The sequence below is a fragment of the Kribbella sp. NPDC051770 genome (assembly GCF_040681455.1).
Classification (GTDB): domain Bacteria; phylum Actinomycetota; class Actinomycetes; order Propionibacteriales; family Kribbellaceae; genus Kribbella.
In genome coordinates this window covers 20,462-44,528 of the sequence record NZ_JBFAYT010000002.1, presented here as the reverse complement: position 1 = coordinate 44,528, position 24,067 = coordinate 20,462, and the positions used below count along the sequence as shown (strand labels likewise).

The following is a 24,067-nucleotide window of genomic DNA, read 5'->3' as shown; positions in this document are numbered from 1 at the left end:
CCTACTGCTCGTCCTGCCCTGCCTCGATGACGTCGTCGGGGGAGGGCGGGGCGCAGGGGTGGGTCTGCCACTCGGCGGTGGTGTGGTTCCAGTGGACCAGGAACCAGCCGTCGCGGGTCGGTGGGATCTGGACAGCGCTCAGGCGGGCGGCCATCGAGGCCGTCATCGTCGACGGGAGCTGCAGGAGCAGGCGGGACTGCTCGTCGGCGATGGTGACCGTGCCTCGGGCGCGCAGAGCTGCCTTAGCCTGCCGGCGGTGCCGGCGGGAGAGCCGGTCGCGGATCTTGGCGTAGACGTCCTCGCCGGCCTTGGTGGCGATCGCCTGGACGAACGGGAGCAGCGTCGAGCCGGCCAGCGCGCCGAGGAGCAGCTCGACGGCTCCGCGGGGGTCCTCGTCCGGCTGGGGGCGCTCTGGGTGGGCGGGCTCCGGGGTCTCGGTCACGAGGTCATCTTCCCCTGTTCGCCGGATCATGCTCCCGCGTGGACGAACGGAGCCCACACGGCCGGGCGGTTCGGGTACGCCGTACGCACTGCTTGGACGGCGGCGTGGAGCGCGGTCGCGGGATCTGTGGTGCGTTGGGCGGAGTAGTAGTGGTCGGCGACTGAGCGAGCGGTTTGGTCGCCGACCGGCCAGAGGGTGCCGATGACGTGGCGGAAGCCGGCCATCTGGAAGGCGCCGGTGATGTGGAGGGCCTCGTCGGTGAGGTCGCCGCGGGAGACACTGGTGTCGCAGGCCGACAGGTAGGCGACTTCTGCATCGTCGAGCCTGAGGCGGGCGAGGTCCGCGACGGTCAGTGGGTCGGAGGCGTGGTCGTGCAGCAGGAGCTGCCCGGTCGCGGCGTCGGCCGAGCTGACGGCGTGGCAGGCGAAGTGGGCCCAGCGGTGGTTCGGCAACGCGTCCAGTACTCGGCGGCGCGTTGCTTGGTCGTCGGCCAGTACGAGGGCGGCGGGGAAGCGGTTGGTGAGCGCGGCGGTTTCCTCGCGGACGCGGGGGAGTGGGGGTGTGCCGGGGGCTGCGGGGACGCTGACGATCAGGGGTGAGCCTGGGGTGTCCGAGGTTGTACGGCGGGCGTCGGCGAGGCTGCGGACGGTCGGGGCGTACGACGAGATGACGCGGTCGAGGACGCTCGGGCCGTTGGGTGGGCCGGCTGCGTGGAGGGGGAGGGTGGTCAGCGGGCCGGTGGGGATCCACCACAGGCGGGGGAGATCTCGCCCCGGCAGGTGCGGGCCCGCCGCGGCGAGCACTGGGTCGGTGACGACTTTCGCCAACCAGGTCAGGGTTTCCTGGACTGTTGCGTCGTCCCTCTGCAGGACCGCGATGCGGAAGGCTTCGGCGCGGGTCGTGAGTTCGGCGTGGTGCAACTCGGGAAGCTCGACGAGGGTGACTCGGCCGTTGGCGACGATCAGGGCGTCGCAGCGCAGGACGCTGGTGTTGATGATCGCTACCGGGCCCTGGGCGCCGGCGGGCAGCAGTTCCTCGATGGCCGGTGGGCGGAGGAAGGTCTCGAAACCGGCCTGCTGGCGGATGGTTTCGAGGAGTTGGTCCCACTCGTCGGAGAGCGCGTGGCGCGCCTCGCCGGAGAGGTGATCGCCGGCGGCTTGGTCGAGGAAGCCGGTGGCCGCTGGGCGATCGAGAGCCGTGCGGAGGTCCTCGAAGCGAGCGGCCGGCGCGGGATGCCGCTCGTGCAGGTCGGTGAGCTCGGTACGGGCGTCGAGGGCCTGGCTGAGGAGGACGCCGCGGCCGGTTTCCAGGAGCTCCACGGCGCGGTCCGGGCGCCCGAGGGCGATCTCGCAGGCGGCGGCGTGGCCGGCCAGGCCGGAGAAGCCTGCCAGCTGGTGCTCGCGGTCGGCGTACGGGAGACGGCGCGGGGCGGTCTGGGGGAGCAGCTCGACGGCCAGCCGGAGCGACTCGGCGGCGCCCGCGACGTCGGCGTTGTTGCTTTGGGCAAGCAAACTGAAGGCGGCGAGGGTGGCGGCCTCGATCCGGTTGTGGACGGCGGCGGTCGAGTCGGCGGCGAGTTCGCGGAGGACCGAGAGCGCCGCGGCGCCCGCTTTGCGGTCGTTGGCGATCTCGCTCTGGAACGCGAGCGCGGCGCCGTGGGAGAGCAGGGCCTCCGAGCGGCGGTAGCCGTCCGGGCCGGCCGCGACGGCTTCGGCTGTTGCGGCGACGAATTCGTCGAGCTGGCGGCGCTGCTTGGAGAGCCCGAGTCGCCCGGCCAGCCGTCCGGCAGCTCCCGCCTCTCCGTCCGCCCCCGCTCTCCCCGTACGGCGAAGGTCGGCGCGCAGCAGGCCCGACGTACGGACGAGTTGGGCTTGTTTGATGCCGGTGAGGACCGACAGGCGCTCGACCCGGTTGGGATGACCCGGCGGAGTTGTGGCGACGGCTTGCTCGGCGAGCGTCGTCGCCTCCGCGAGATCCGCGGGGCTGTGGGTCGCGTGGTAGCGGGTGATCAGGAGCACCGCGAGGTTGGACTGGAAGCGCGGGTGCAGCAGCCGGTCCGGTGGGGTCGCGGCCAGCGTCGAGCGGGCCAGGTCGATCGCGCGGTCGAGGACTGCGGGGTCGCGGGAGTGCGTCGACAGGTACTGCCTGCGCAGGGCCTCAGCCAGATTGGCGCCGGCGAAGGCGCGGGCGTCGCTGCGCGGGCGGGCGGTGTCGAGAGCCTCCTGGAAGACGGTGATCGCCTCGGCCAGAGCCGACGAGTCGCCGAGCTGGAGATGCCGGGAGAGCAGTCCCTCGCCGAGGTTGGACAGGCGGTTCGGGCGGCGCTTGTCGTCGCGATCGGTGGCGGCCAACGCGTTGCGGACGGCGGTGATCGAGTCCGCGAGATCCTGCTCGGCGCCGGTCAGCCGCCAGCGGAAGCGCAGCGCGCCCGCGAGGTTGGACTCGAAGGCCGGGCGCACACCGAAGGCGAACGCGGCAGGCACGCCCTCGTCGAGCTGAGCGGTGGCCTCCCGGAAGAGCCCGATCGCCCGATCCGCTTCGTCGACCCGACCGGATCGCTCAGCCTGCGACCAGTACGACGTACCGAGTCCGTTCAGCGCAGCGCTCCGGGTGTCCGCCTCGTCCGCAAGCTCCAGCGCCTGCTCGAACGCGCTGACGGCTGCGGACAGGTCAGTCACCCGGCCACCGGTCTCGTACGCCGCGTGCAGCCGTTCCGCCTCGCCCAGGAGCTGGGTCACCACCATCCGCTGGAGGAAGTCGTTCACCGGCGCGCGTGGTCGGTGCAGTCGGCGGGAGTGTGCGGATCCCCGTTGCCGACGTGGACCTCGGCCATCCACGACGGCCCGCCGAGCATCAGCGGCATCGCACCGAAGGGGGTGTCGATCGACGGCGGCCGCCCGAACGCGGGGCACGGCAGCATCCCACTCCGGACCGTCGACTCGTACTCGCGGTTGATCCGCTCGATCCGCCCGTCGTCGAGCCCGATCGCGGTCTCCAGCCGGTCGACCGCGATCAGGACGGCGCAGTGCGGGCACGCGTCACCGGCGACGTTGCCGCCGGTGATCCGGAACTGCTGCTTGCGGTCACCGCTCGGTGCCTCCCACTTCACCGAGACGGTGCCGCCGGCCTCGTACATCAGGTACAGGTGGGTGAGGTCGCGGCGGGACGCGATGCCCGCCGCCATCGCGTCCGCGAGTCCCCACTTGCTGACCTTCTTCGGTCCGAACAACCCCACCGGTTCCCCCTCAGAAGTTCTTCTTCACCTGGTCGATGATCGTGAACACGGCCAGCGCGCCGAACGCCAGGAACGCGAAGGCCAGGACGGCGGTGCGCACCGCGCTGATCCGGATCGGGGCCGGCAGCGCACGCGAGTTCATCCACCACAGCAGCCCGGAGTACACGAACATCATCGTGCCCGCCGTACAGGCCGAGATCACCAGCAGCACCAGCGGCTGGTCCAGCCCGGCCAGCAGCACGATGATGCCGAAGGCAACCAAACCCCAGACCAGCCAGAAGTACAGCTTGGACTCGGTCACGCTGGACTCGCGCAGGTAGCGGGCCTTGATCATGTCCGAGGCCAGCCGCGAGGTGTAGTCGACGATGCCGGCCGCGGCCGCGAACAGGCTGAACGCGCCGATCGCCCAGAACAGGTAGCCGAACCAGCCGCCGACCAGGGCCTGCAGGTTGACGCCCTCGATCTTCAGGAAGCTGATGTTGTTCTTCACCGACGCGTCACCGAACAGCGTGGCGTGCGCGAGCATCGACGTGAACATGATCGTCAGCACGGTGATCAGCACGAAGGTGAGCGCCTGCTCGAGGTTCGCGAACTTCCACCAGCGCTTCCAGCGGGCCAGGTTCTGCTCGTCGGGCGGGAAGGTGTAGCCGTTGGCGTTCGGGTCGGCTTCCTTCTCGCCGGTCACCGGCGAGGTCAGCCGGGGCACGTGCACGCCCATCCCGAAACCCTTGTCGCGGATCCAGTTGCTCTGGCACAGGTTCTGGCCGCCGCCGGCCCCGGCGTACGCGATCGCGCCCATCATCAGTGCGAAGCCGAGCTGGTCGACCGGGAACTGCGGGTTGGTGACCGCGTCGCCGAGCGCGCTGTAGGTCTTGCCGCGGATCGCGAAGATCAGCGCCAGCACGACGAGCAGGGCGACCGCCGCGATCTTGACGAAGATCAGCCGTTCCAGCATCACGTAGACGACCGGGGCCAGGGTGAGGATCAGGCCGATCACGACCAGGATGCCGATCGCGATCCAGCGTGGGTCGCCGGCGCCGAAGAGATAGGTCAGCATCGACGCCGAGCTGGTGGCCCAGCCGGGCCAGAGGTTCGCGAAGTACGTCATGATCGCGAAGAACAGGCCCCAGTGCTTGCCGTACCGGTTGAATCCGGTCAGCGCGGTCTCGCCGGTGGCCAGCGTGTAGCGCTCGATCTCCATGTTCAGGAACCACTGGATCGCGACGCCGACCACCGCGCCCCAGAGGAAGACCAGGCCGACCTGCGACGAGATGTACGGCCACAGGATGAACTCGCCGGAGGCCAGTCCGACGCCCGCGCCGACCATGCCCGGTCCGACGATCCGCCAGGTGTTCGACGGCGGCTCGGGCAGGTCGCGGACCTGCGGCGCGGGCAGGTTCTTGGTGGGCAGGTTGAAACGGTGCGGTGTTGACCTGGTGTCTGCCATGGGCTCCTCGCTCCCGGTCGACCCCCGTTCACCGGACAGTAGCGAAGGTTGCGGTCAGGGGCGACCCGACACCGCCCAGCGGTCCGATCCTGTCGCCGGGCGGTTGTCCGGTTGTCCGGATGCGGTCACGGAGGGCTGGTCCGTGGCGTCGCTCAGGGGCGGCCGGTGCCCGGTACGTCGACGCGCAGCGTGACGATCTCGCCGGTGCGCGGACCGTTGGTCAGCCGGTCGAGGTTGTCGGTGATGCTGTCGCCCGGCCGCCACTCGGCGCGGAGGATGCAGAGCGTCCGGCGATCGTCCCCGCCGAGCGCGATGGCGAACGGCGCCTTGTCCGCGGACAGCTCGACCCGCTGCAACACCTCACCACCGTCGGCAACCCGTACGACGTCGGACCCACCGGTGGCCACCCAGATCGCACCCTCGACGTCCTGACAGATCCCGTCGGGCCCGAGCCCGTCCGCGAACACCCGCCGGTTCCCCAGCCCGCCGTCGGCGGCGATGTCGAACGCGGTCAGCCGCCCGGCGAACGACTCCGAGATCACCAGTGTGGAGCCGTCCGGCGAGATCACCATCCCGTTCGGGAACTGGATGTCCTGCGCAACTTCCCGGATCTCTCCGGTCGGCGTGACCAGCTTGATGTACCCCGGTTTCGGCGCTTCCCCACCGGCGAAGTCGAAGTCCGCGCCGTTCACGTAGGCGTTGCCGCGCGCATCGACCACGATCTCGTTGGCGTGCTGCTCGGCGTACGTCGTGAAGCTCCCGTCCGCCTGCTGCCGGCGCAGCCGATCACCCGTCGTGAGCAACGACCCGTCCGGCAGCCAGTCGATCGACCAGCCCATCAGCCGCTCACTCGGCGCCGGCCACCGCTCGACCGTCCCGTCCAGGCCGACCGCGACGATCTCCTGCGCGATCCAGTTCGCGAACCACAACCGCCCGTCACGCCACCGCGGGGACTCCGGAATCCCCAGCCCACTCAGCAAGACCTCCATGACCGCCACCTCGTTCTCGTCGGTTTACCCCCTACACGAACGGCGACGGCGGAGATCGACAGTCAGAAGGACCCGTCGCCGAACTTCACGCCGTCCTCGCTGCCGTACATGTCTCGCAGGCACTCGTGCGACTCATCGAGGCCGCAGCACGGTTCGGACCCACCGTGCGCGTAGCACGCCATCGCGTCCCGGACCGGGCAGGAGTAGGCCTAGCCGCAGCAGTACTTCATTCCTGGAAGTTATCCAGCCGCCAGGTTACGAGCGTCGCGGCAGGCGGCGTTGCCAGTTGAGGGGGCCGACGGCGATGCGTTGGGTGGAGGAGCCGTCCCACTCGACGGGGAGGTGGTGGGCCAGCAGGGTGGCGCGGATCTGTTCGCCTACCGCCTGGTCCTGCTCGGCGACTCGGCCCTTCTCGGGGTCGAGGGTGCCGTAGGCGAGGAAGAGGTGGGCGGGGTCGTCGGCCAGGCGTTCGGCGTCCTGCTGGTGGAAGAAGACGTAGCCGCTGGAGGGGCGGTCGGTGGGGCGTTCGTCGTCGATCTCGGTGACGCCGCAGGTCTGGCAGCAGGTGAAGTTCATCCGGGCGACGACGCCGTTCGCGTCGAGCTCGGCGAAGGCGGCGGCGACGCGGTCGGCGTCGGTGTGCGCGGGCCAGGACGCTTCGTCGGCCAGCCGGCCGTTCCAGACGTCGTCGACGAGGGCTTCGAGCTGCTGGTCGTCGACCGGCATCTCGTCGTCGTCGCGGAACTCCCGCGCGTACTCGAGCACCTCGGCGCGGGTGAGGAAGCCGGGACGGACCCAGAGCTCGACCTGCTCGCGCAGGTCCTCGACCGCCTGCTGCCCGTCGACCGCTGAGGCAGCGGGCTGGGCCGAGGCGCTCTGCGGCACGGCGGGGGCGTTCGCGGGCGCGGCTGCAGCGTCCGCGGGCGCGTCCTCAGCCGGCCGTCGCTTGAACTTGTCGAAGATCCCCACGTCCGAAGCGTAGGCCCTCCACCTCGTCGTAGCGCCGCAGAGCCAGCGCCGCCAACCGCGGGTCAGCCCCCAGCGGCCGGCTCGCCCGTCCAGCGATCGCCGCTACTCGGTCAGCGAAGAACCCAGGAGCCAGCAAGTACGTTGCCACCGCCACCCGCCCGCTCACCCGCGCAAGCACCGACGACAACCGCTCGCCAGCCCCCGACACGTACCCCACCTCCACCGGCACCCCAAGCACCAACGAAAGCTCCGCAGCAACCACTGAGCAATCCCTCAACGCCCGCGGATCCGAAGACCCAGCAGCCGCCAGCACCACTCGATCCGCCACCGGCAACTCCCGTACCCGATCAGCCAGAATCTCCGCCACCGCAGCATCCGGCCCCAACGCCCCGGCCGCGGCCACCACCCCCGGGTACCGCGTAACTTCCCCCGCGACATCCCGGCACACGTGATACCCCGAGCTCAACAACAACGGCACCACCACCGCCCGAGCCCCGTCACCCACCACCCGATCAACCACCCCGGACAGCGCCGGATGATCCACGTCCACGAACCCCAACGACACTGGCACCTCCGTCCGCTGCCCAGCGATCTCCCGCACGAGGTCGTGCACCGCCCGAATCCCGCGCCGATCCGCGGTCCCGTGCGCCGCCGCCACCAGATCGCTCGTCCCGAGCCCACGCCCGTACGCCGTCCCGTCCGCCGCCACCAGGTCGCTCATCCGAGCCTCCGCCCGTACGCCGTCGCGTGTGCGTCCGCCAGATCGCTCGTCCCGAGCCTGTACGCCGTACCGTGCGCCGCCACCAGGTCGCTCACGCCGGCCCCACCGCCAACCGGTACCCCCGCCGTACGACGGTCCGCACCAGCTCCGGCCGCCCGACAGCAGTCCGCAGCCGATTCACCGTCACCTCCACCGCGTGCACGTCTTCCGCCCCCGGAAGCACCGCCAGCAGGTCCGGCCGCGAGACCACATCCCCACCCGCCTCCACCAACGCCGACAGCACCGCCCGAGGCCCCGGCCCCAGCGGCAGCACCACCCCGTCGAGCACCGCGGCCCCACCGCGGATCACCAGCGGCCCGAAGCTCGTCTCGATCGATCGCGCGTTCGCGTCGGTCAGCCGGTCGGTGACGCTCCGGATCAACGCCCCCAACCGGTACCGGTCCGGCACCAACGGCTCCAACCCGAGCGCGACGAACGGCGCCGAGGTCACCGGACCGACGCACCCGTTCAGCACCCGCCCGCTCCGCAGCATCCGCAGCAACGCGTCGTACTGCCCCAGCTCGGCCGCCGCATCCAGCAACGCCTGCGCGGCCGGCGCCGAGGTGTGAACGATCGCGTCCACAGCCCCGCCGACGACCTGCCCGATCAACCGCTCGACAGCGACCGGATCGGGCGCCGGCCCCCACCGGTAGACCTCCAGCCCCCGCACCGAAGCCCCGGCCTGCCGCAGCTCGTCCTGCAGCCCGGGCTCCGACAACCCGTGCAGCTGTACGACGATCTTGCGCCCCTCGACGCCCTGCTCGCGCAGCCACTCGACCACCTCGGCGGTCGTCTCCGACCGCGCCGACCAGTGCTCCACCAGGCCCGCGGCCCGGATCGCCCCGCGTGCCTTCGGCCCCCGCGCCAGGATCCGCGACTGCTCCAGCGTCCCGAGCAGATCGGCCGCGAGGCCGGCGGTGTCGGCCGCCTCGACCCAGCCGCGGAACCCCACGGCGGTCGTCACCACGACGTCGTCCGGCGGGTTCGCGATCACCCGCCGGGTCGCCTCGATCAGCGCCTGGTCGTCGGGCGCCGGCACGATCTGCAGCGTCGGCGCGTGCAGCACCTTCGCCCCGCGCCGCTCGAACGACGCGATCAGGTCGTCGGCCCGCCGGTGCGCGGTCACCGCCACCGTGCACCCGCTGAGCGGCCCCGGCTTGGCCTTCACCGAGCCCCACCAGCAGCCGGCGCCGCATCAACAGCCGGCTCAGCACCAGCCCCGGCCTCGCCCAGCCCGTCCAGCCCGACCGCGTCCAGCCCGACCGCGTCCAGCCCGGGCGCCTCCCGCCCGGCCTCCGCCGCCCCCACCAGCACCAGCCCGTCGCGCACCTCCACGGCGTACGCCGTCACCCCCACCCCCGGATCGTCCAGGCACACCCCCGTCCGCAGGTCGAAGACCTGCTTGAACATCGGTGACGCCACCGTCGGCACCTCGCCGCGGCTGCCGACGATCCCGCGGGACAGCACGTTGGCGCCGCTGAACGGGTCCTGGTTGCCCAGGGCAAACACTTCGCCGGTGTGGGTGCGGAACAGCGCGATCTGGCGCCCGTCCAGCAGCGCGGCGACGCCGCGCTCGGGCAGCAGTTCGTCGTACGAGCAGACCATCATCATCGGCGTACCTCCAGTCGGGGGCCGGCCAGCAGCACCGGCTCCAGTTTGCCTCGCTCGGCCGGCGTCGCCGGCCGGGGCTGGCTGCGTTCGACCACGTACCGCAGGTCCGCGTCCGGCTGGTCCGGCGCGTTCACGAACGACACGAACCGGGCCAGCTTCGCCGGGTCGTCGAGCGTCGCCCGCCACTCGTCGACGTAGGAGTCGACGTGCGCGGCCATCGCCGCGTCGAGATCGGCCGCGATCCCCAGGCTGTCCTCCAGTACGACGGACCGCACGTGCTCCAGCCCGCCGTCGATCTCCTGCATCCAGACGGCCGTGCGCTGCAGCCGGTCGCCGGTCCGGATGTAGTACATCAGGAACCGGTCGATGGCCTGCAGCAACTGCTCGTCGGTGAGATCGGAGGCGAGCAGCTGCGCGTGCCGCGGGGTCATGCCGCCGTTGCCGCCGACGTACAGGTTCCAGCCGGACTCGGTCGCGATCACGCCGACGTCCTTGCCGCGCGCCTCGGCGCACTCGCGCGCGCACCCGGAGACGCCGAGCTTCAGCTTGTGCGGCGACCGCAGCCCGCGGTAGCGCAGCTCCAGCGCGATCGCCATCCCGACCGAGTCCTGTACGCCGTACCGGCACCAGGTGGACCCGACGCACGACTTCACGGTCCGCAGCGCCTTGCCGTAGGCGTGCCCGGACTCGAATCCGGCCTCGACCAGCCGTGCCCAGATCGCCGGCAGCTGCTCGATCCGCGCGCCGAACAGGTCGACCCGCTGGCCGCCGGTGATCTTGGTGTACAGCCCGAAGTCGCGGGCGACCTCACCGATCGCGATCAGCCCTTCGGGGGTGACCTCGCCGCCGGGGATCCGCGGGACGACCGAGTAGGTACCGTCCTTCTGGATGTTGGCCATCACGTGGTCGTTGGTGTCCTGCAGCGTCGCGCGTTCGCCGTCGAGCACGTGGCTGCCCGGGTCGAGGCTGGCCAGGATCGACGCGACGACGGGTTTGCAGATGTCGCAGCCGCGGCCGCTGCCGTGCCGCTCGACGATCTCGCTGAACGTGCGCAGCTCCGTGACCCGGACCACGTCGAACAGCTCGGCGCGGGACAGTGCGAAGTGCTCGCAGAGCGCCTTGCTGACCTCGACACCGGCCGCGGCGAGCTCGGTGTTCAGCAGGTTCTTCACGATCGGCAGGCAGGACCCGCAGCTCGTCCCGGCCTTCGTCCGGGCGCACAGCGCCTTCAGGTCGCCGCAGCCCTCGTCCCGGACCGCGCAGCGAATGGTGCCTGCAGCAACGTTGTTGCAGGAGCAGACCGGCGCGTCGTCGGGCAGTTCCAGCTTGACCGGCTGCGCGCCTTCGGGCAGCAGGTACGACGCCGGGTCGGCGCCGAGCTCGCGGCCGACCATCGGCCGCAGCGCGGCGTACGCCGAGGCGTCGCCGACCAGGATGCCGCCGAGCAGCGTGCGCGCGTCGTCGGACAGCACGAGCTTCTTGTAGACGCCCGCGACCGGGTCGGCGTACACGATGTCGAGCGCGCCCTTGGTGGTCGCGAACGCGTCGCCGAAGCTCGCGACGTCGACCCCGAGCAGCTTCAGCTTGGTCGAGGAGTCGGCGCCCGGGAACGTCGCCGCGCCCCCGAGCAGCCGGTCGGCGACGATCTCGGCCATCGCGTAGCCGGGGGCAACGAGTCCCCAGACGCGACCCTCGATGCAGGCGACCTCGCCGATCGCCCACACGCCCGGCACGGACGTCCGGCACGAGTCGTCGACGACGACCCCGCCACGTTCGCCCACGGCGAGCCCGGCAGCCCGCGCCAGCTCGTCCCGCGGCCGTACGCCGGTCGCGAACACCACCACGTCGGCCGGCAGATCCGGGCCGTCGGCAACAGCCATCGCCCGCGCGGAACCCTGCGAGGTGGTCTTCACCCGTGTCACCTGCGTCGCGGTCTGCACCCCGACATCCAGCCCGCGGATCAACCGCGCGAGCGCGGCACCGCCGCCTTCGTCCACCTGCAGCGGCATCAACCGAGGAGCGAATTCGACAACCTCGGTGACAGCGCCAAGCGCCCGCAGAGCACCCGCTGCCTCAAGCCCGAGCAAGCCACCGCCGACGACGACCCCGTGGACCGGCCGAGCCTCGCGAGCCGCCTGCCCACCAAGTCCCAGCCGGCGCGGCACCGCCCCCTCCTCCTGCGGTTCGCGCTCTGTGCGGAGTCGCTCGACGTACGTCCGCAGCGCCGCCACGTCATCGATCGTCCGGTAGACGAAGCACCCCTGCGCATCGCTGTTCTTCACCGGCGGCACGAACGCGCTCGACCCCGTCGCCAGCACCAGCTCGTCGTACGCGATCACCTCACCCCGCGTCGTCCGCACGGTCTTCCCCGCAACATCGAGCGCCGCAACAGCAACGCCCTTCCGCAGCGTCACCGCCGGGTCGTCCCACAGCTCCGCCTCGCCCAGGCTCAGATCCTGCGGATCCCGCCCGGAGAAGTAGCTGGTCAGCGCCACCCGGTCGTACGGCAGCCGCGGCTCCTCCGCGAGCACCGTGACCTTCCACTCGACACCGCTGTCCCGCGACCGCAGCGCCTCGACCAGCCGGTGCGCGACCATGCCGCCACCGACGACCACCAGGTGTTTCGCCTGCTCGAGATCCTTCATCGTCACCCTCCTGGTCGGGCTCTCCGCGGTCTCCCCGCGCCGAAGCCGCTCGAGAAGCTCACCCACCGCGCCGGTGCAACTGCCGCACCCGGTGGTCGCTCTGGTCCGTGCCGCGATGCCGTCGACGCTGTCGGCACCGTCCTTCCATGCCGCCTCGATGACGGCCCGCGTCACCCCGTTGCACCGGCACACCGGCGCCTTCCGCCGCGGCGCTTCCGTTGCCGCAAGCAACATCTCCGGTACGACGGCCGTCCGCCGGTCCGCCAGCAGCACCAGCTCGGCCGCCACGTCCGGCGCGTTCACCGCCACCGCCGCGCGAACGACCCCGTCGACCAGCACCGCCCGCACGTACCGCCCGTCGTCCGCAAGCCGTACGACGACGGGCGCGCTCTCGCCGGCCACCGCTCGGCTGTCTTCCTCGGCGACACGGTCCCCGAGCACCAGCACATCCAGCCCACCAGCGGTCAGCCGCACCACCTCCGGCGCCAACTCCCGCGCCGGCCGCCCGTCCAGCACATCCGCCAGCACCTCAGCCTGATCCCAGGCCGCCCCCACGGTCCCGGACAGCACCCCGTCGACCTCGGCGCAGTCCCCGATCGCATGCACCAGCGGATCCGCGGTCGTCAGCGACGCATCAACGGCAATCCCACCCGCAGCGCCAATCGCCAACCCGGCGGCCGCAGCCAGCTCCACCCTCGGCCGCACCCCACACGCGGTCACCAGCAGATCCCCGAACACCACCTGCCCACTCGCCAGCTGCAGCGCCCGAAACTGCCCGTTCCGCGTCTCGGTCGCCTGCACTCGCGCCTGCAGCACCACCTCGATCCCCAGCCGCCGCACCATCCGCGTGACCAAGCGCCCCGCCGTACCGGGCACCAGCAACGTCTCGCCGTCGTGCACGAGCGTCACCGCCGCACCGCGCTCCCGCAGCGCACAAGCCGTCTCGACTCCCAGCACCCCACCGCCCAGCACCACAGCCCGCCGAGCTCCAGTCGCCTCCTCGACCACCCGCTGGGCATCCGTTGCGGTCCGCAACGTGTACCCACCCACCGCCGCAGCTCCGGTGGCAAACACCAGATGGTCGTACGGGTGCTCAGCGCCAGCGCTGTCCACTACCACCCGAGTGCCCCGGTCCACCCGCAAAGCAGCCGCGTACTCCGCACCGGCCACCAGCTCAGCCCGCCCAGCGACGTACTCGGTCAACCGATGCCGCTGGTAGTACGGCTCGTCCCCCAGCAGCGTCACCTCGTGCGACCCCAGCAGCTCGGCCAGCCGAGTCCCCGCCATCCCAGCACCGACGATCACGACCTTCACGCCGACACCTCCGCCCGGCCGACCGCCGTCGCCTCCACCGCGCACGCCTTGAACTCCGGCATCCGCGACACCGGGTCGAGCGCGTCGTTGGTCAGCTCGTTCACCCCGGGGAAGTGGAACGGCACGAAGATCGTGTCCGGCCGTACGTCGAGCGTCACCCGCGCCGGACACACCAGCGATCCCCGCGCGGTCCGCAACCGCAGCAGCCCACCGTCGACGACCCCCAACGCAGCAGCCACTCGCGGATGGACCTCCGCGAACACCTCCGGCTCCGCCTCCAGCAACTCCGGCACCCGCCGCGTCTGCGCCCCGCTCTGGTAGTGCTGCAGCAACCGCCCGGTGATCAGGTAGAGCGGCGCATCCCCGCGCAGGTCGTCGGCCACCGGCTGGTGGTCGACGGCGACGATGCGAGCGCGGCCGTCCGGCGTACCGAAGCGCTCACCGAACAGGCGCGGCGTCCCCGGGTGCCCCTCATCAGGCACCGGCCAGTACAACGCCTCGCCGGCATCCAGGCGCTTCCACGAGATCCCCGAGTAGTCCGCAACCCCACCAGCACTGGCCAGCCGCAGCTCCTCGAACACCTCCTCCGCAGCAACAGGAAACGCAGCGGAGCAGCCCAACCGCTCAGCCAACCCAGCGAACACCGCCAGGTCACTCCGCACCTCACCCGGCGCCTCGACAGCAGCCCGCCGCCGCAGCACCCGGCCCTCCAGCGACGTCATGGTGCCGTCTTCCTCGGCCCACTGCGTCACCGGGAACACCACGTCCGCCAGCAACGCCGTCTCGGACGGTACGACGTCAGCAACGACCAGCAGGTCCAGCGACGCCAGCCGTTCCCGCACCGACGCCAGCCGCGGAGCGGACACCAGCAGGTTGCTCCCGTGCACCAGCAGCGCCCGCGGCCCGTCGGCAGTCCCCAGCGCGTTGATCAGCTCAACAGCACTCTTCCCAGGCCCCGGCAACGTCGAGGGCTCAACGCCCCACACTCCAGCCACATGCGCCCGAGCAGCAGGATCAGCAATGCTCCGGTAGCCCGGCAGCTGATCCGCCTTCTGCCCGTGCTCCCGCCCGCCCTGCCCGTTGCCCTGCCCAGTGATGCAGCCGTAGCCGCTGCCAACCCGCCCAGGCAGACCGAGCGCCAGCGCCAGGTTGATGCACGCCGTGACCGTGTCAGTGCCCTTGCTGTGCTGCTCAGCCCCACGCCCGGTCAGCACGAACGCCCCAGCGCCACCATGCACAGGTGCAGCAGCAGCCAGCACCCGCGCCGCCTCCCGAATCACCCCAGCCGGTACGCCGGTCACCCGCTCGGCCCGCTCCGGCCACCAGGCCGCCGTCGACCGGTAGAGCGCCTCCGGGTCGTCAGTCCGCTCAGCCAGGTACGCCGTATCCGCCAGCCCCTCCTGCAGTACGACGTGAGTCAGCGCCAGCACCAGCGCCAGATCCGTACCAGGCGTCGCCTGCAGATGCAGCCCGCCACCGAGCTGAGCAGTAGCCGACCGCCGCGGGTCCACCACCAGAAGCCCACCCGCCTCCCGCGCAGCCTCCAGGTGCGCCACCGCCGGCGGCATCGTGTCGGCCAGGTTGCTCCCGACCAGCAGGATCGCCGCAGCGCCACCCAGATCCGTCAGCGGGAACGGCAGCCCCCGGTCGATGCCGAGCGACCGGTTCGTCGCCGCAGCCGCCGACGACATGCAGAACCGCCCGTTGTAGTCCACGTTCGCGGTCCGCAGCGCGACCCGCGCGAACTTGCCCAGCGCGTACGCCTTCTCGTTCGTCAGCCCACCACCACCGAACACCGCCACCGCGTCGTTCCCGTACGCCGCCTGCAGCGCCTTGATCCGCTCAGCAACGACATCCAGCGCGTGGTCCCAGCTCGTCTCGACCGGTACGCCGTCCACCCGCACCAGCGGCCTCGTCAGCCGGTCCGGCGTGGTCAGCACTTCCGGAGAGGTCCAGCCCTTCCGGCACAGCCCGCCACGGTTGGTGGGAAACGCCCGCGGCGTGACAGCCACCGGCGCCGGCGACAGCGTCATGGCGCACTGCAGCGCGCAGTACGGGCAGTGGGTGGCCGTCACACCCGCACCCCGCTGAGCGGTCCGCCCTTGCGCAGGTAGCACGTGTACGTGACCAGCAGGCAGACGACGTAGAAGCCGCAGAAGCAGTACAGCGCCGGGACCAGCGACCCGTACGCCCCGCTCGACATCGCGAAGCCGCGCGGCACCAGGAACCCGCCGTACGCGCCGACCGCGGAGGCGATCCCGATGCACGCCGCCGCCTCGCGCCGGGCCCGGACCAGGTCGACACTCCCGTCCACGTCCCGCGTCGTCGACCGGAACACCGCCGGGATCATCCGGTACGTCGAACCGTTGCCCGCGCCGCTGGCCACGAACAGCACCAGGAAGCTGACCAGGAACCCGGCGAAACTCCCGGCGTTCAGCGCGACGACCGCGGACAGGATGCCGGCACCCATCACCACGAACGCCGCCACGGTCACCCGGGCGCCCCCGACCACATCGGCGAGCTTGCCGCCGAACGGCCGCGCCACCGACCCGACCAGTGCGCCGAGGAAGGCCAGCTGTACGCCCGCGACCTCGGGGAACGTGGTCTTGATCAGCAGCGGGAACGCCGCCGAGAACCCGATGAACGAGCCGAACGTGCCGATGTAGAGGAACGAGATCACCCAGGTGTGCGGCCGTTTCGCCGCCGCGACCGAGGCCCGGAACGACGAGGTCGCGGCGGACAGGTTGTCCATCACCTTCCAGCCCAGCACCACCGCGAGCACGATCAGCGGCAGCCAGATCAGCCCGGCCCGCTCCAGCGACAGCCCGGCACCGATCACGATCACGGCCGGTACGACGAGCTGCACGACCGCGACGCCGAGGTTGCCGCCGGCCGCGTTCAGGCCGAGTGCGAAACCCTTGTCCCGCTCGGGGAAGAAGAAGGAGATGTTGGTCATCGAGCTGGCGAAGTTGCCGCCGCCGGCACCTGCGGTGGCGGCGACCAGCGCGAGCACCCAGAACGGCGTGTCCGGCCTGGTCACGAAGTACGCGAGACCGCAGGTGGGGATCAGCAGGAGCAACGCCGAGACGATCGTCCAGTTCCGCCCGCCGAACTTCGGTACGGCGAACGTGTAGGGCAGCCGCAGCGTGGCGCCGACCAGGCTGGGCAGCGCGACCAGCCAGAACATCTGGTCGGTGCTGTAGCCGAACCCGGCGGCCGGCAGCGACACCACGACGATGCTCCACAACTGCCACACCGAGAACCCGAGGAACTCCGCGAAGATCGACGGCCACAGGTTGCGCCGGGCCACCCGGCGTCCCTTCGCGGCCCAGAACGCGGCGTCCTCGGGGTCCCAGACGTCGATCCAGCGCCCGCGCCGCGGCGCCTCGACGGTCCCGACCACGCCCGTTCCTTCTGCCGCGCCGACCGTGTCCGGCCGTGCCTCGAGCGTCATGGTTCGTCTCCGATCGTTCGACCCCACTGATTAGGCCAGGACGCTATGACCGGGGTGTTTCCGAGCGGTCATCTCGTTGTTACGCCGCCGAAACGGCCTCCGCACACGCGCCGGTGGGGGGTGAGAGATGTGATCCCCGCGGCTGGGTACTGTGCCCGTCAGGTAGCCGGCGCGGGACCGATGAGGGGATTCACGGGTGAACCAGCACGACAGCACGGGGGACAGCGGGCACGGCTCGCACCGGGGCGAGCAGCATCACGCCGAGCACGCGGCACCCCGCAAGGGCGGCCGCTGGGCCTGGCGGGCCGCGATCGCCGCCGTACTGATCGGCTGGCTGCTCGTCGGCTCGCTCGGCGGCCCGACCGTCGGCCGGCTCAGCGAAGTCCAGGAGAACGACAACGCGAACTTCCTGCCCAAGCAGGCCGAGTCCACGCTCGTCGCCGACCAGGCGGCCAAGTTCGTCGACTCCAAAGCGCTCCCGTACTTCGTCCTGATCGAACGCGACAGCGGGATCACCCCCGAAGACGTTGCGAAAACCAACGAGTTCCTGGCCCAGGTCCCCAAGCTCGACCTCGGCAACGGCAAGACCCTCGGCGAGTACCTCGCCGCGCCGGTCAAGACGGTGATCCCGTCCGAGGACAAGAAAGCGCTGCTCGTCACCGTCGAGCTGAACGGCGACCAGGCCGACGAGGTGGTCAAGGAAGGCGAGACCGTGCTGTTCGCGGTCGCCGACAAGATGCGGGCCGAGATCAAGGACTCGCTCACGCCGACCGGTCTGCAGGTCTACGTGACCGGCCCTGGCGGCGTGTTCGCCGACTTCGTGGTCGCCTTCGGCGGCATCGACGGCATCCTGCTCGGCGTCGCGCTGGCCGTCGTGTTCATCATCCTGCTGATCGTGTACCGCAGCCCGGTGCTGCCGATCGCCGTACTGCTGACCGCGGTGTTCGGCCTCGCGCTGGCCGCGCTCGTCGTCTACCCGCTGGCCAAGGCCGACGTGATCGAGCTGAACGGGCAGAGCCAGGGCATCCTGTTCATCCTCGTCGTCGGCGCCGCCACCGACTACTCGCTGCTGCTCGTCTCCCGGTACAAGGAAGAGCTGCACGACTTCGAGAACAAGTACGAGGCGATGAAGGTCGCCTGGCGGGCCTCGATCGAACCGATCGCCGCCAGCGCCGCGACCGTCATCCTCGGTCTGCTCTGCCTGCTGCTGTCCGAGCTCGGCAGCACCAAGGGCCTCGGCCCGGTCGGTGCCATCGGCATCGCCGGCGCACTGATCTCCGCGATGACGTTCCTGCCCGCGCTGCTGCTCGCCTTCGGCCGGCGGATCTTCTGGCCGTCGATCCCGCGCGTCGACCACGTGCACGCCCGTGACCAGGTCGGCGGCCGCAAGCTCTGGGGCCGCGTCTCCGGGCTGGTCGGCCGCAGCCCGCGCAAGGTGTGGGCGCTGAGCGCGCTGGCGCTGCTGATCTGCGGTGCGTTCCTGCCGACGTTCAAGGCCTCCGGCATCTCCCAGGAGGAGCTGTTCCTGGACAAGGTCGAGTCGGTCACCGGTCAGGAGGAGCTGGCCAAGCACTTCGACGCCGGCGCCGGTACGCCGGTGCAGATCCTGACGCCGCTGGACCAGTCGGCGCAGGTCGTCCAGACCGCGATGAAGGTCGACGGCGTCGCCACCGCGTCGGCCTCGGTCGCCCCCGGGATGCCGCCGAAGGTTGTCGACGGCAAGGTTCTGGTCCAGGCCACGCTGAAGGTCGCCGCCGACTCACCCGAGGCCACGAAGGTCGTCGAGCACCTGCGCACCGAGCTGGACACGGTCAGCCCCGACATCCTGGTCGGCGGCAACACCGCGATCAACCTCGACGTCCTCGACTCCAGCAAGCGCGACCTGCGGGTGATCATCCCGACCATCCTGGCGGTCATCTTCGTCGTCCTGATGCTCTTGCTCCGCTCGGTCGCGGCCGCTCTGCTTCTGGTGGTCTGCAACGTCCTCTCGTTCGGCGCCACCGTCGGAGTCAGTGCCCTGTTCTTCAACCACGTCTTCGACTTCCCCGGCGCCGACCCGTCGATCCCGCTCTACGCGTTCGTCTTCCTGGTCGCCCTGGGCATCGACTACTCGATCTTCCTGATGACCCGCGTCCGTGAGGAGTCGATGGAGCACGGCACCAGACCCGGCATCCTGGTCGGCCTCGCCGTCACCGGCGGCGTCATCACGTCGGCCGGCGTCGTCCTCGCCGCCACCTTCTCCGCCCTGGCCGTCCTCCCCATCCTCTTCCTCGCCCAGATCGCCTTCATGGTCGCCTTCGGCGTCCTCCTCGACACCACCGTCGTCCGCTCCCTCCTCGTCCCCGCCCTCTCCCACGACATCGGCCGCAAGATCTGGTGGCCCAGCAAGCTGGCGAAGGCTTCGCAGCCGGAGTAGATCAGGTACCGCTTCAGCCAGGCGTCGAACGCCTCTTACCGGCGTCGGTCCTGCAGCTTCCGCAGGTCGGCCTGGCAGCGGGCTTCGACCTCGGCGAGGTCGGCGAGGGTTTCGTCGAGGTCGCGGCGGCGTTGTTCGAGGTCGGCGCGGCGGACGGCGATCTGGTCGAGGAGGTAGACGAGCTGGCCCTCCTCGCCGGGTTCGGCGTCGTACATGTCGACGATGGTGGCGATCTCGTCGAGGGAGAAGCCGAGGCGTTTGCCGCGCAGGATCAGGCCGAGGCGGACCCGGTCGCGGGGGTGGTAGACGCGAGTGGTGCCGCGGCGTTCGGGGGTGAGCAGGCCGCGGTCCTCGTAGAAGCGGATCGTGCGCAGGGTGACGTCGTACTCGGCGGCCAGGTCGGCGATCGACCAGGTGGAGGTGTCAGTGCTCACCCGGACATTGTGCACACCACCCACTGTGCTTTACGTTTACGTAAGCGTCAATCACAAGGAGCCTGGCATGTCGTACGAGTTGTCCGAGGAGCACCGCGAGTTCCGCGCCAGCGTGCGCGACTTCGCGCAGGCCGAGATCACGCCGTACGCCGCCGAGTGGGACCGCAAGCACCACTTCCCGGTCGAGACCGTGCAGAAGATGGGCAAGCTCGGCCTGTTCGGGCTGACCGCGCCGGAGGAGTACGGCGGTGCCGGCGCCGACTTCACCAGCCTGTGCGTCGCGATCGAGGAGATCTCCCGCGCCGACCAGTCGATGGGCATCACGCTCGAGGCGGCGGTCGGGCTCGGGATCAACCCGATCCTCACCTACGGCACCGACGAGCAGAAGCAGACCTGGCTGCCGGACCTGGTCGCCGGCCGCACGCTGGCCGGGTTCGGCCTGACCGAGCCCGAGTCCGGCTCGGACGCCGGCGCGACCAAGACCCGCGCGGTGCTCGACGGCGACGAGTGGGTGATCGACGGCAGCAAGCAGTTCATCACCAACTCCGGCTCCGCGATCACCTCGGTCGTCACCGTCACCGCCCGCACCGGCGAGCGCCCCGACGGGCGCCCGGAGATCTCCACGATCATCGTCCCGGCCGGTACGCCGGGCTTCGTCGCCGAGGCGCAGTACGACAAGCTCGGCTGGCACGCCTCGGACACGCACCCGCTGTCGTTCGCGGGTTGCCGGGTCCCCAAGGAGAACCTGCTCGGCGAGCGCGGCCGCGGCTTCGCGCAGTTCCTGGCGACCCTCGACGACGGCCGGGTCGCGATCGGCGCGGTCGCGCTGGGCTGCATCAAGGCCTGCCTGGAGATGTCGGTCCAGTACGCCGGGGAGCGCAAGACGTTCGGCGTACCGATCGGGCAGAAGCAGGGCGTGGCGTTCCAGATCTCCGACCTGAAGGTGATGGCCGACGCCGCCGAGCTGCTCGTGTACCGCGCGGCCGCGCTGAAGGACGCCGGGGCGCCGTACCAGGAGTTCAAGCAGGCCGCGGCGGTCGCGAAGCTGTACGCGAGCGAGGCCGCGGTGACCGCGACCCGGATCGCGACGCAGGTCTTCGGCGGCTACGGCTTCATGGAGGAGTACCCGGTGACGCGGTTCTACCGCGACGCCAAGATCCTCGAGATCGGTGAGGGGACGTCGGAGGTGCAGCGGATGCTGATCGCGCGGGGCCTCGGGCTCCCAGTGGAATGATGAGGACATGACCCGGGATCACTGGACAGAGGTCAAGGTCGCGCGGGAAGCGACCCTGGCACCGCCGGAGAAGGCCAAGGCCAAGCTCGACTCGCAGAACAAGCTCTACGTACGGGACCGGATCGCCCTGCTCGTCGACGAGGGCAGCTTCGTCGAGGACGCGCAGCTGGCCAACGCGCTGAACCCGGGCCTGCCCGCGGACGGCGTCGTCACCGGGCGGGCGCTGGTCGACGGGCGGCCGGCGCTGCTGGTCGCCAACGACCCGACCGTGAAGGCCGGGTCGTGGGGTGCCCGGACGGTCGAGAAGATCGTCCGGATCACCGAGATCGCGCTCCGCGACGAGCTGCCGATCTTCTGGCTGATCGACTCCGCGGGTGCCCGGATCACCGACCAGGTCGACCTGTTCCCGGGCCGGCGCGGCGCGGGCCGGATCTTCCACAACCAGGTCGCGCTGTCCGGCAAGGTGCCGCAGATCTGCTGCCTGTTCGGCCCGTCCGCGGCCGGCGGCGCCTACATCCCGGCGTTCTGCGACCTGGTGATCATGGTGGACGGCAACGCCTCGATGTACCTCGGGTCGCCGCGGATGGCCGAGATGGTCGTCGGCGAGAAGGTGACGCTGGAGGAGATGGGCGGCGCTCGGATGCACACCTCGGTGTCCGGCTGCGGCGACCTGCTGGCGAGCGACGACACCGAGGCGATCGAGCTGGCCAAGCAGTACTTCTCCTACCTGCCCGGTTCGTGGCAGGTCCGGCCGCCGTCGTACGACGCGTCCGCGCCGGGCCGCGACTTCACCCGTGACCTGGTGCCGGCCGAGGAGTCGGTCGGCTTCGACATCCACGACGTGATCGACGCGCTGCTCGACGCGGACACGTTCTTCGAGCTCAAGCCGGCGTACGCGCCGGAGCTAGTGACGGGCTTCGGGCTGCTGGCCGGTCAGGTGGTCGGGATCGTGGCGAACCAGCCGGCCGTGAAGGGCGGCGTGCTGTTCGTCGACTCCGCGGACAAGGCGGCGCGGTTCATCTGGTTGTGCGACGCGTTCAACGTGCCGCTGGTGTACCTGTGCGACGTACCGGGGTTCATGATCGGGTCCGAGGTCGAGCGGGCCGGGATCATCCGGCACGGTGCGAAGATGATCACCGCGGTGTCCGAGGCGACCGTGCCGACGGTGTCGGTGATCGTCCGGAAGGCGTACGGCGCCGGGCTGTACGCGATGTGCGGGCCGGGGTTCTCGCCGGACGCGTGCATCGCGCTGCCGACCGCGAAGATCGCGGTGATGGGCCCGGAGGCGGCGATCAACGCGGTCTACTACAACAAGATCCAGGAGATCGCCGAAGAGACCGAGCGGGTCGAGTACGTCGCCAAGCTGCGCGAGGAGTACGAGACCGACATCGACATCCTGCGGCTGGCCGCCGATCTGGTGATCGACGCGATCGTGGAGCCGGAGAACCTGCGCGAGGACCTGATCGCGCGGCTGGCGGCGGCACAGACCAAGGACCGGCACTTCAGCACCAAGCGGCACGGGGTCCCGCCGGTCTGACCGTCCGCGGTACCGGACGTGGCCGGTACTGGTCGCGAAGGTTGGATCGGGACCGGACCGGTTTTACGCTCGGAGTATGAAGGCTCCTGAGCGTGGGGCGTTGCCGTTGTGGCCGGCTGGGACGTTGGGGCGGGCCTACGGGCGGGTGACCGAGGTCGTGCAGGGACTGTCGGACGCGGACTTCGCGCGGCCGACGCGCTGCCCGGGAATGGCCGTCGGGCCGTTGCTCGTGCATCTGCTGTACGACGCGCAGCGGGCGCTCACGGCGTTCGCGTCGCCGTCGGTGCTGGATCCGGACCGGGACTTCGTGTCGTACTGGAAGGACTTCCCGCCGGGAGCGGACGGGGACTCGCGGTTCGTGCAGGTGGTCGCCTCGGCGTACGAACGGCCTTCGGTGCAGCTCGTCGCGCAGTGGCGGGAGGTGTCCGAGGCGGCGGTGCGGGCGGCGGCGCTCGGGGTCGCGGACAAGGGCAAGCGGGTCGAGACGCAGGGGCACGTGCTGGCGGCGAAGGACTTCGTCGCGACGCTGGTGCTGGAGGCAACCGTGCACCACCTGGATCTCACCGTGGACCTGGACGGCGCGCCGGAGCCTGATCCGGAGGGGCTGCAGGTGACGGCGCGGACGCTCGACGGGCTGTTCGGGCCCGAGGCGTGGGACGTGATCGGGTGGGACACGACGACGTACGTGCTGAAGGGCACCGGGCGGGAGCCGCTGAGCGCGGCGGACCGGGAGATGCTGGGGGAGTACGCCGCGCGGCTGCCGCTGCTCGGGTAGGGCCGATCGGGTAGAACGGTCGCGTGAACAACTTCGCCAGCCGTCTTCGCGCCCGTGAATCGCTCGTCGGCTACTGGGTGGTGCTGGACTCGCCGCCGTCGACCGAGCGGATCGCGAGCGTCGGGTACGACTACGTGGTGCTCGACGGGCAGCACGGGCTGCTGAGCACGCGGGGGATCCTGGACGGGTTGCTCGCGATCGACGCGGCTGCTGGCTCGACTGTTGGGCTGGTGCGGGTCGAGGCGAACAACGCGACGCCGATCGGGCGCGCGCTCGACGCCGGGGCGACCGGGGTGATCGTGCCGCTGATCGACACCGCCGAGGACGCGGCGTACGCCGTCCGGGCGGCCAAGTACCCGCCGAGCGGGATCCGGTCGTTCGGGCCGACCCGGGCCGGGCAGCGCATCGGCCCGGTTCCCGCCGAGTCCGACGCGACGACCGTCGTCCTGGCGATGATCGAGACCGCGAGCGCGCTGGCCAACGTCGAGGCGATCTGTGCGACGCCGGGGCTGGACGGGATCTACGTCGGTCCGTCCGATCTGTGCCTGGCGATCGGCGGCAAGTTCCCGGGCGACCCGGACGTCGCCGAGCCGTTCGAGGCCGCGATCAAGCGGATCGCCCAGGCTGCCGCGGCGGCTGGGGTTGCCGCCGGCATCCACACCAACGACGGGCCCTCGGCCAAGCGTCGGCTGAGCGAGGGGTACAGCTACGCGACGGTGTCGTCCGACATCGACCACCTGCACCAGGTCGCCGCGGACCACTTGGGCGTCGTCAGGGGGTGAGGCACCCGGGCGCGACCACCTGA

General features: G+C 70.9%; 18 protein-coding genes. 5 read left to right on the top strand and 13 right to left on the bottom strand.

Annotated elements, in window-relative coordinates:
• Position 1: 1 nt before the first annotated feature.
• From AB0M01_RS06845 to AB0M01_RS06790, 12 genes are all read right to left on the bottom strand, one after another.
• On the bottom strand, positions 2-442 hold the full coding sequence (locus tag AB0M01_RS06845) for a hypothetical protein (protein ID WP_363666316.1): 441 nt from the start codon (positions 440-442) through the stop codon (positions 2-4).
• 26 nt (positions 443-468) lie between these two features.
• On the bottom strand, positions 469-3,207 hold the full coding sequence (locus AB0M01_RS06840) for a CHAT domain-containing protein (protein ID WP_363666314.1): 2,739 nt from the start codon (positions 3,205-3,207) through the stop codon (positions 469-471).
• A complete protein-coding gene (locus tag AB0M01_RS06835; RefSeq protein ID WP_363666312.1) occupies positions 3,204-3,677 on the bottom strand; it encodes a hypothetical protein in 474 nt (157 codons plus the stop codon). Before AB0M01_RS06835 ends, AB0M01_RS06840 begins: the two co-directional genes overlap by 4 nt.
• Positions 3,678-3,687: 10 nt before the next feature.
• Entirely contained in the window at positions 3,688-5,124 is a 1,437-nt protein-coding gene (locus AB0M01_RS06830) for an Nramp family divalent metal transporter (protein ID WP_363666310.1), read from the bottom strand.
• A gap of 152 nt (positions 5,125-5,276) precedes the next feature.
• A complete protein-coding gene (locus AB0M01_RS06825) occupies positions 5,277-6,113 on the bottom strand; it encodes an SMP-30/gluconolactonase/LRE family protein (protein ID WP_363666308.1) in 837 nt (278 codons plus the stop codon).
• 255 nt (positions 6,114-6,368) lie between these two features.
• The gene (locus AB0M01_RS06820; RefSeq protein ID WP_363666306.1) at positions 6,369-7,082 is read right to left on the bottom strand and encodes a hypothetical protein; all 714 of its coding nucleotides are present in this window, start codon (positions 7,080-7,082) and stop codon (positions 6,369-6,371) included.
• Positions 7,045-7,803 carry a sirohydrochlorin chelatase gene (locus tag AB0M01_RS06815; protein ID WP_363666304.1) on the bottom strand — a complete coding sequence of 253 codons (759 nt, stop codon included), beginning with the start codon at positions 7,801-7,803 and terminating at the stop codon, positions 7,045-7,047. The genes AB0M01_RS06820 and AB0M01_RS06815 overlap by 38 nt, the downstream gene beginning before the upstream one ends.
• A 91-nt stretch (positions 7,804-7,894) precedes the next feature.
• The gene (locus AB0M01_RS06810; RefSeq protein ID WP_363666302.1) at positions 7,895-9,010 is read right to left on the bottom strand and encodes a uroporphyrinogen-III synthase; all 1,116 of its coding nucleotides are present in this window, start codon (positions 9,008-9,010) and stop codon (positions 7,895-7,897) included.
• Complete coding sequence (gene nirD, locus AB0M01_RS06805; RefSeq protein ID WP_363666300.1) at positions 9,007-9,453, bottom strand: nitrite reductase small subunit NirD; 447 nt, start codon at positions 9,451-9,453, stop codon at positions 9,007-9,009. Before nirD ends, AB0M01_RS06810 begins: the two co-directional genes overlap by 4 nt.
• Positions 9,450-13,412, bottom strand: coding sequence for a nitrite reductase large subunit NirB (nirB, locus tag AB0M01_RS06800; protein WP_363666298.1), 3,963 nt, complete (start codon positions 13,410-13,412; stop codon positions 9,450-9,452). The genes nirD and nirB overlap by 4 nt, the downstream gene beginning before the upstream one ends.
• On the bottom strand, positions 13,409-15,487 hold the full coding sequence (locus AB0M01_RS06795; protein WP_363666296.1) for a molybdopterin oxidoreductase family protein: 2,079 nt from the start codon (positions 15,485-15,487) through the stop codon (positions 13,409-13,411). The genes nirB and AB0M01_RS06795 overlap by 4 nt, the downstream gene beginning before the upstream one ends.
• Positions 15,484-16,866, bottom strand: coding sequence for an MFS transporter (locus AB0M01_RS06790; protein WP_363666294.1), 1,383 nt, complete (start codon positions 16,864-16,866; stop codon positions 15,484-15,486). Before AB0M01_RS06790 ends, AB0M01_RS06795 begins: the two co-directional genes overlap by 4 nt.
• Before the next feature lie 196 nt (positions 16,867-17,062).
• Between AB0M01_RS06790 and AB0M01_RS06785 the strand changes: the two genes are divergently transcribed.
• Positions 17,063-19,282, top strand: coding sequence for an MMPL family transporter (locus AB0M01_RS06785; protein WP_363666292.1), 2,220 nt, complete (start codon positions 17,063-17,065; stop codon positions 19,280-19,282).
• A 35-nt stretch (positions 19,283-19,317) separates the two neighbouring features.
• Here the strand turns inward: AB0M01_RS06785 and AB0M01_RS06780 are convergent, their stop codons facing one another.
• Positions 19,318-19,716 (bottom strand): MerR family DNA-binding transcriptional regulator, encoded by a 399-nt coding sequence (locus AB0M01_RS06780; RefSeq protein WP_363666290.1) that lies wholly within the window; start codon positions 19,714-19,716, stop codon positions 19,318-19,320.
• Between the two features lie 67 nt (positions 19,717-19,783).
• Here AB0M01_RS06780 and AB0M01_RS06775 point away from each other — a divergent pair, with 67 nt between their 5' ends.
• From AB0M01_RS06775 to AB0M01_RS06760, 4 genes are all read left to right on the top strand, one after another.
• Positions 19,784-20,950 (top strand): acyl-CoA dehydrogenase family protein, encoded by a 1,167-nt coding sequence (locus tag AB0M01_RS06775; protein ID WP_363666288.1) that lies wholly within the window; start codon positions 19,784-19,786, stop codon positions 20,948-20,950.
• A 7-nt stretch (positions 20,951-20,957) separates the two neighbouring features.
• Entirely contained in the window at positions 20,958-22,487 is a 1,530-nt protein-coding gene (locus AB0M01_RS06770) for an acyl-CoA carboxylase subunit beta (protein WP_363666286.1), read from the top strand.
• 76 nt (positions 22,488-22,563) lie between these two features.
• Positions 22,564-23,262 carry a maleylpyruvate isomerase family mycothiol-dependent enzyme gene (locus AB0M01_RS06765; RefSeq protein WP_363666284.1) on the top strand — a complete coding sequence of 233 codons (699 nt, stop codon included), beginning with the start codon at positions 22,564-22,566 and terminating at the stop codon, positions 23,260-23,262.
• A gap of 23 nt (positions 23,263-23,285) precedes the next feature.
• Entirely contained in the window at positions 23,286-24,044 is a 759-nt protein-coding gene (locus AB0M01_RS06760; protein ID WP_363666282.1) for an aldolase/citrate lyase family protein, read from the top strand.
• The last annotated feature ends 23 nt before the right edge of the window (positions 24,045-24,067 follow it).

Coding starts and splice junctions, on each gene's coding strand:
- AB0M01_RS06830 (WP_363666310.1), bottom strand. CDS start 5,124: ATGGCAGACACCAGGTCAACACCGCACCGTTTCAACCTGCCCACCAAG.
- AB0M01_RS06825 (WP_363666308.1), bottom strand. CDS start 6,113: ATGGAGGTCTTGCTGAGTGGGCTGGGGATTCCGGAGTCCCCGCGGTGG.
- AB0M01_RS06815 (WP_363666304.1), bottom strand. CDS start 7,803: ATGAGCGACCTGGTGGCGGCGGACGGGACGGCGTACGGGCGTGGGCTC.
- nirD (WP_363666300.1), bottom strand. CDS start 9,453: ATGATGATGGTCTGCTCGTACGACGAACTGCTGCCCGAGCGCGGCGTC.
- AB0M01_RS06790 (WP_363666294.1), bottom strand. CDS start 16,866: ATGACGCTCGAGGCACGGCCGGACACGGTCGGCGCGGCAGAAGGAACG.
- AB0M01_RS06775 (WP_363666288.1), top strand. CDS start 19,784: ATGTCGTACGAGTTGTCCGAGGAGCACCGCGAGTTCCGCGCCAGCGTG.
- AB0M01_RS06770 (WP_363666286.1), top strand. CDS start 20,958: ATGACCCGGGATCACTGGACAGAGGTCAAGGTCGCGCGGGAAGCGACC.
- AB0M01_RS06765 (WP_363666284.1), top strand. CDS start 22,564: ATGAAGGCTCCTGAGCGTGGGGCGTTGCCGTTGTGGCCGGCTGGGACG.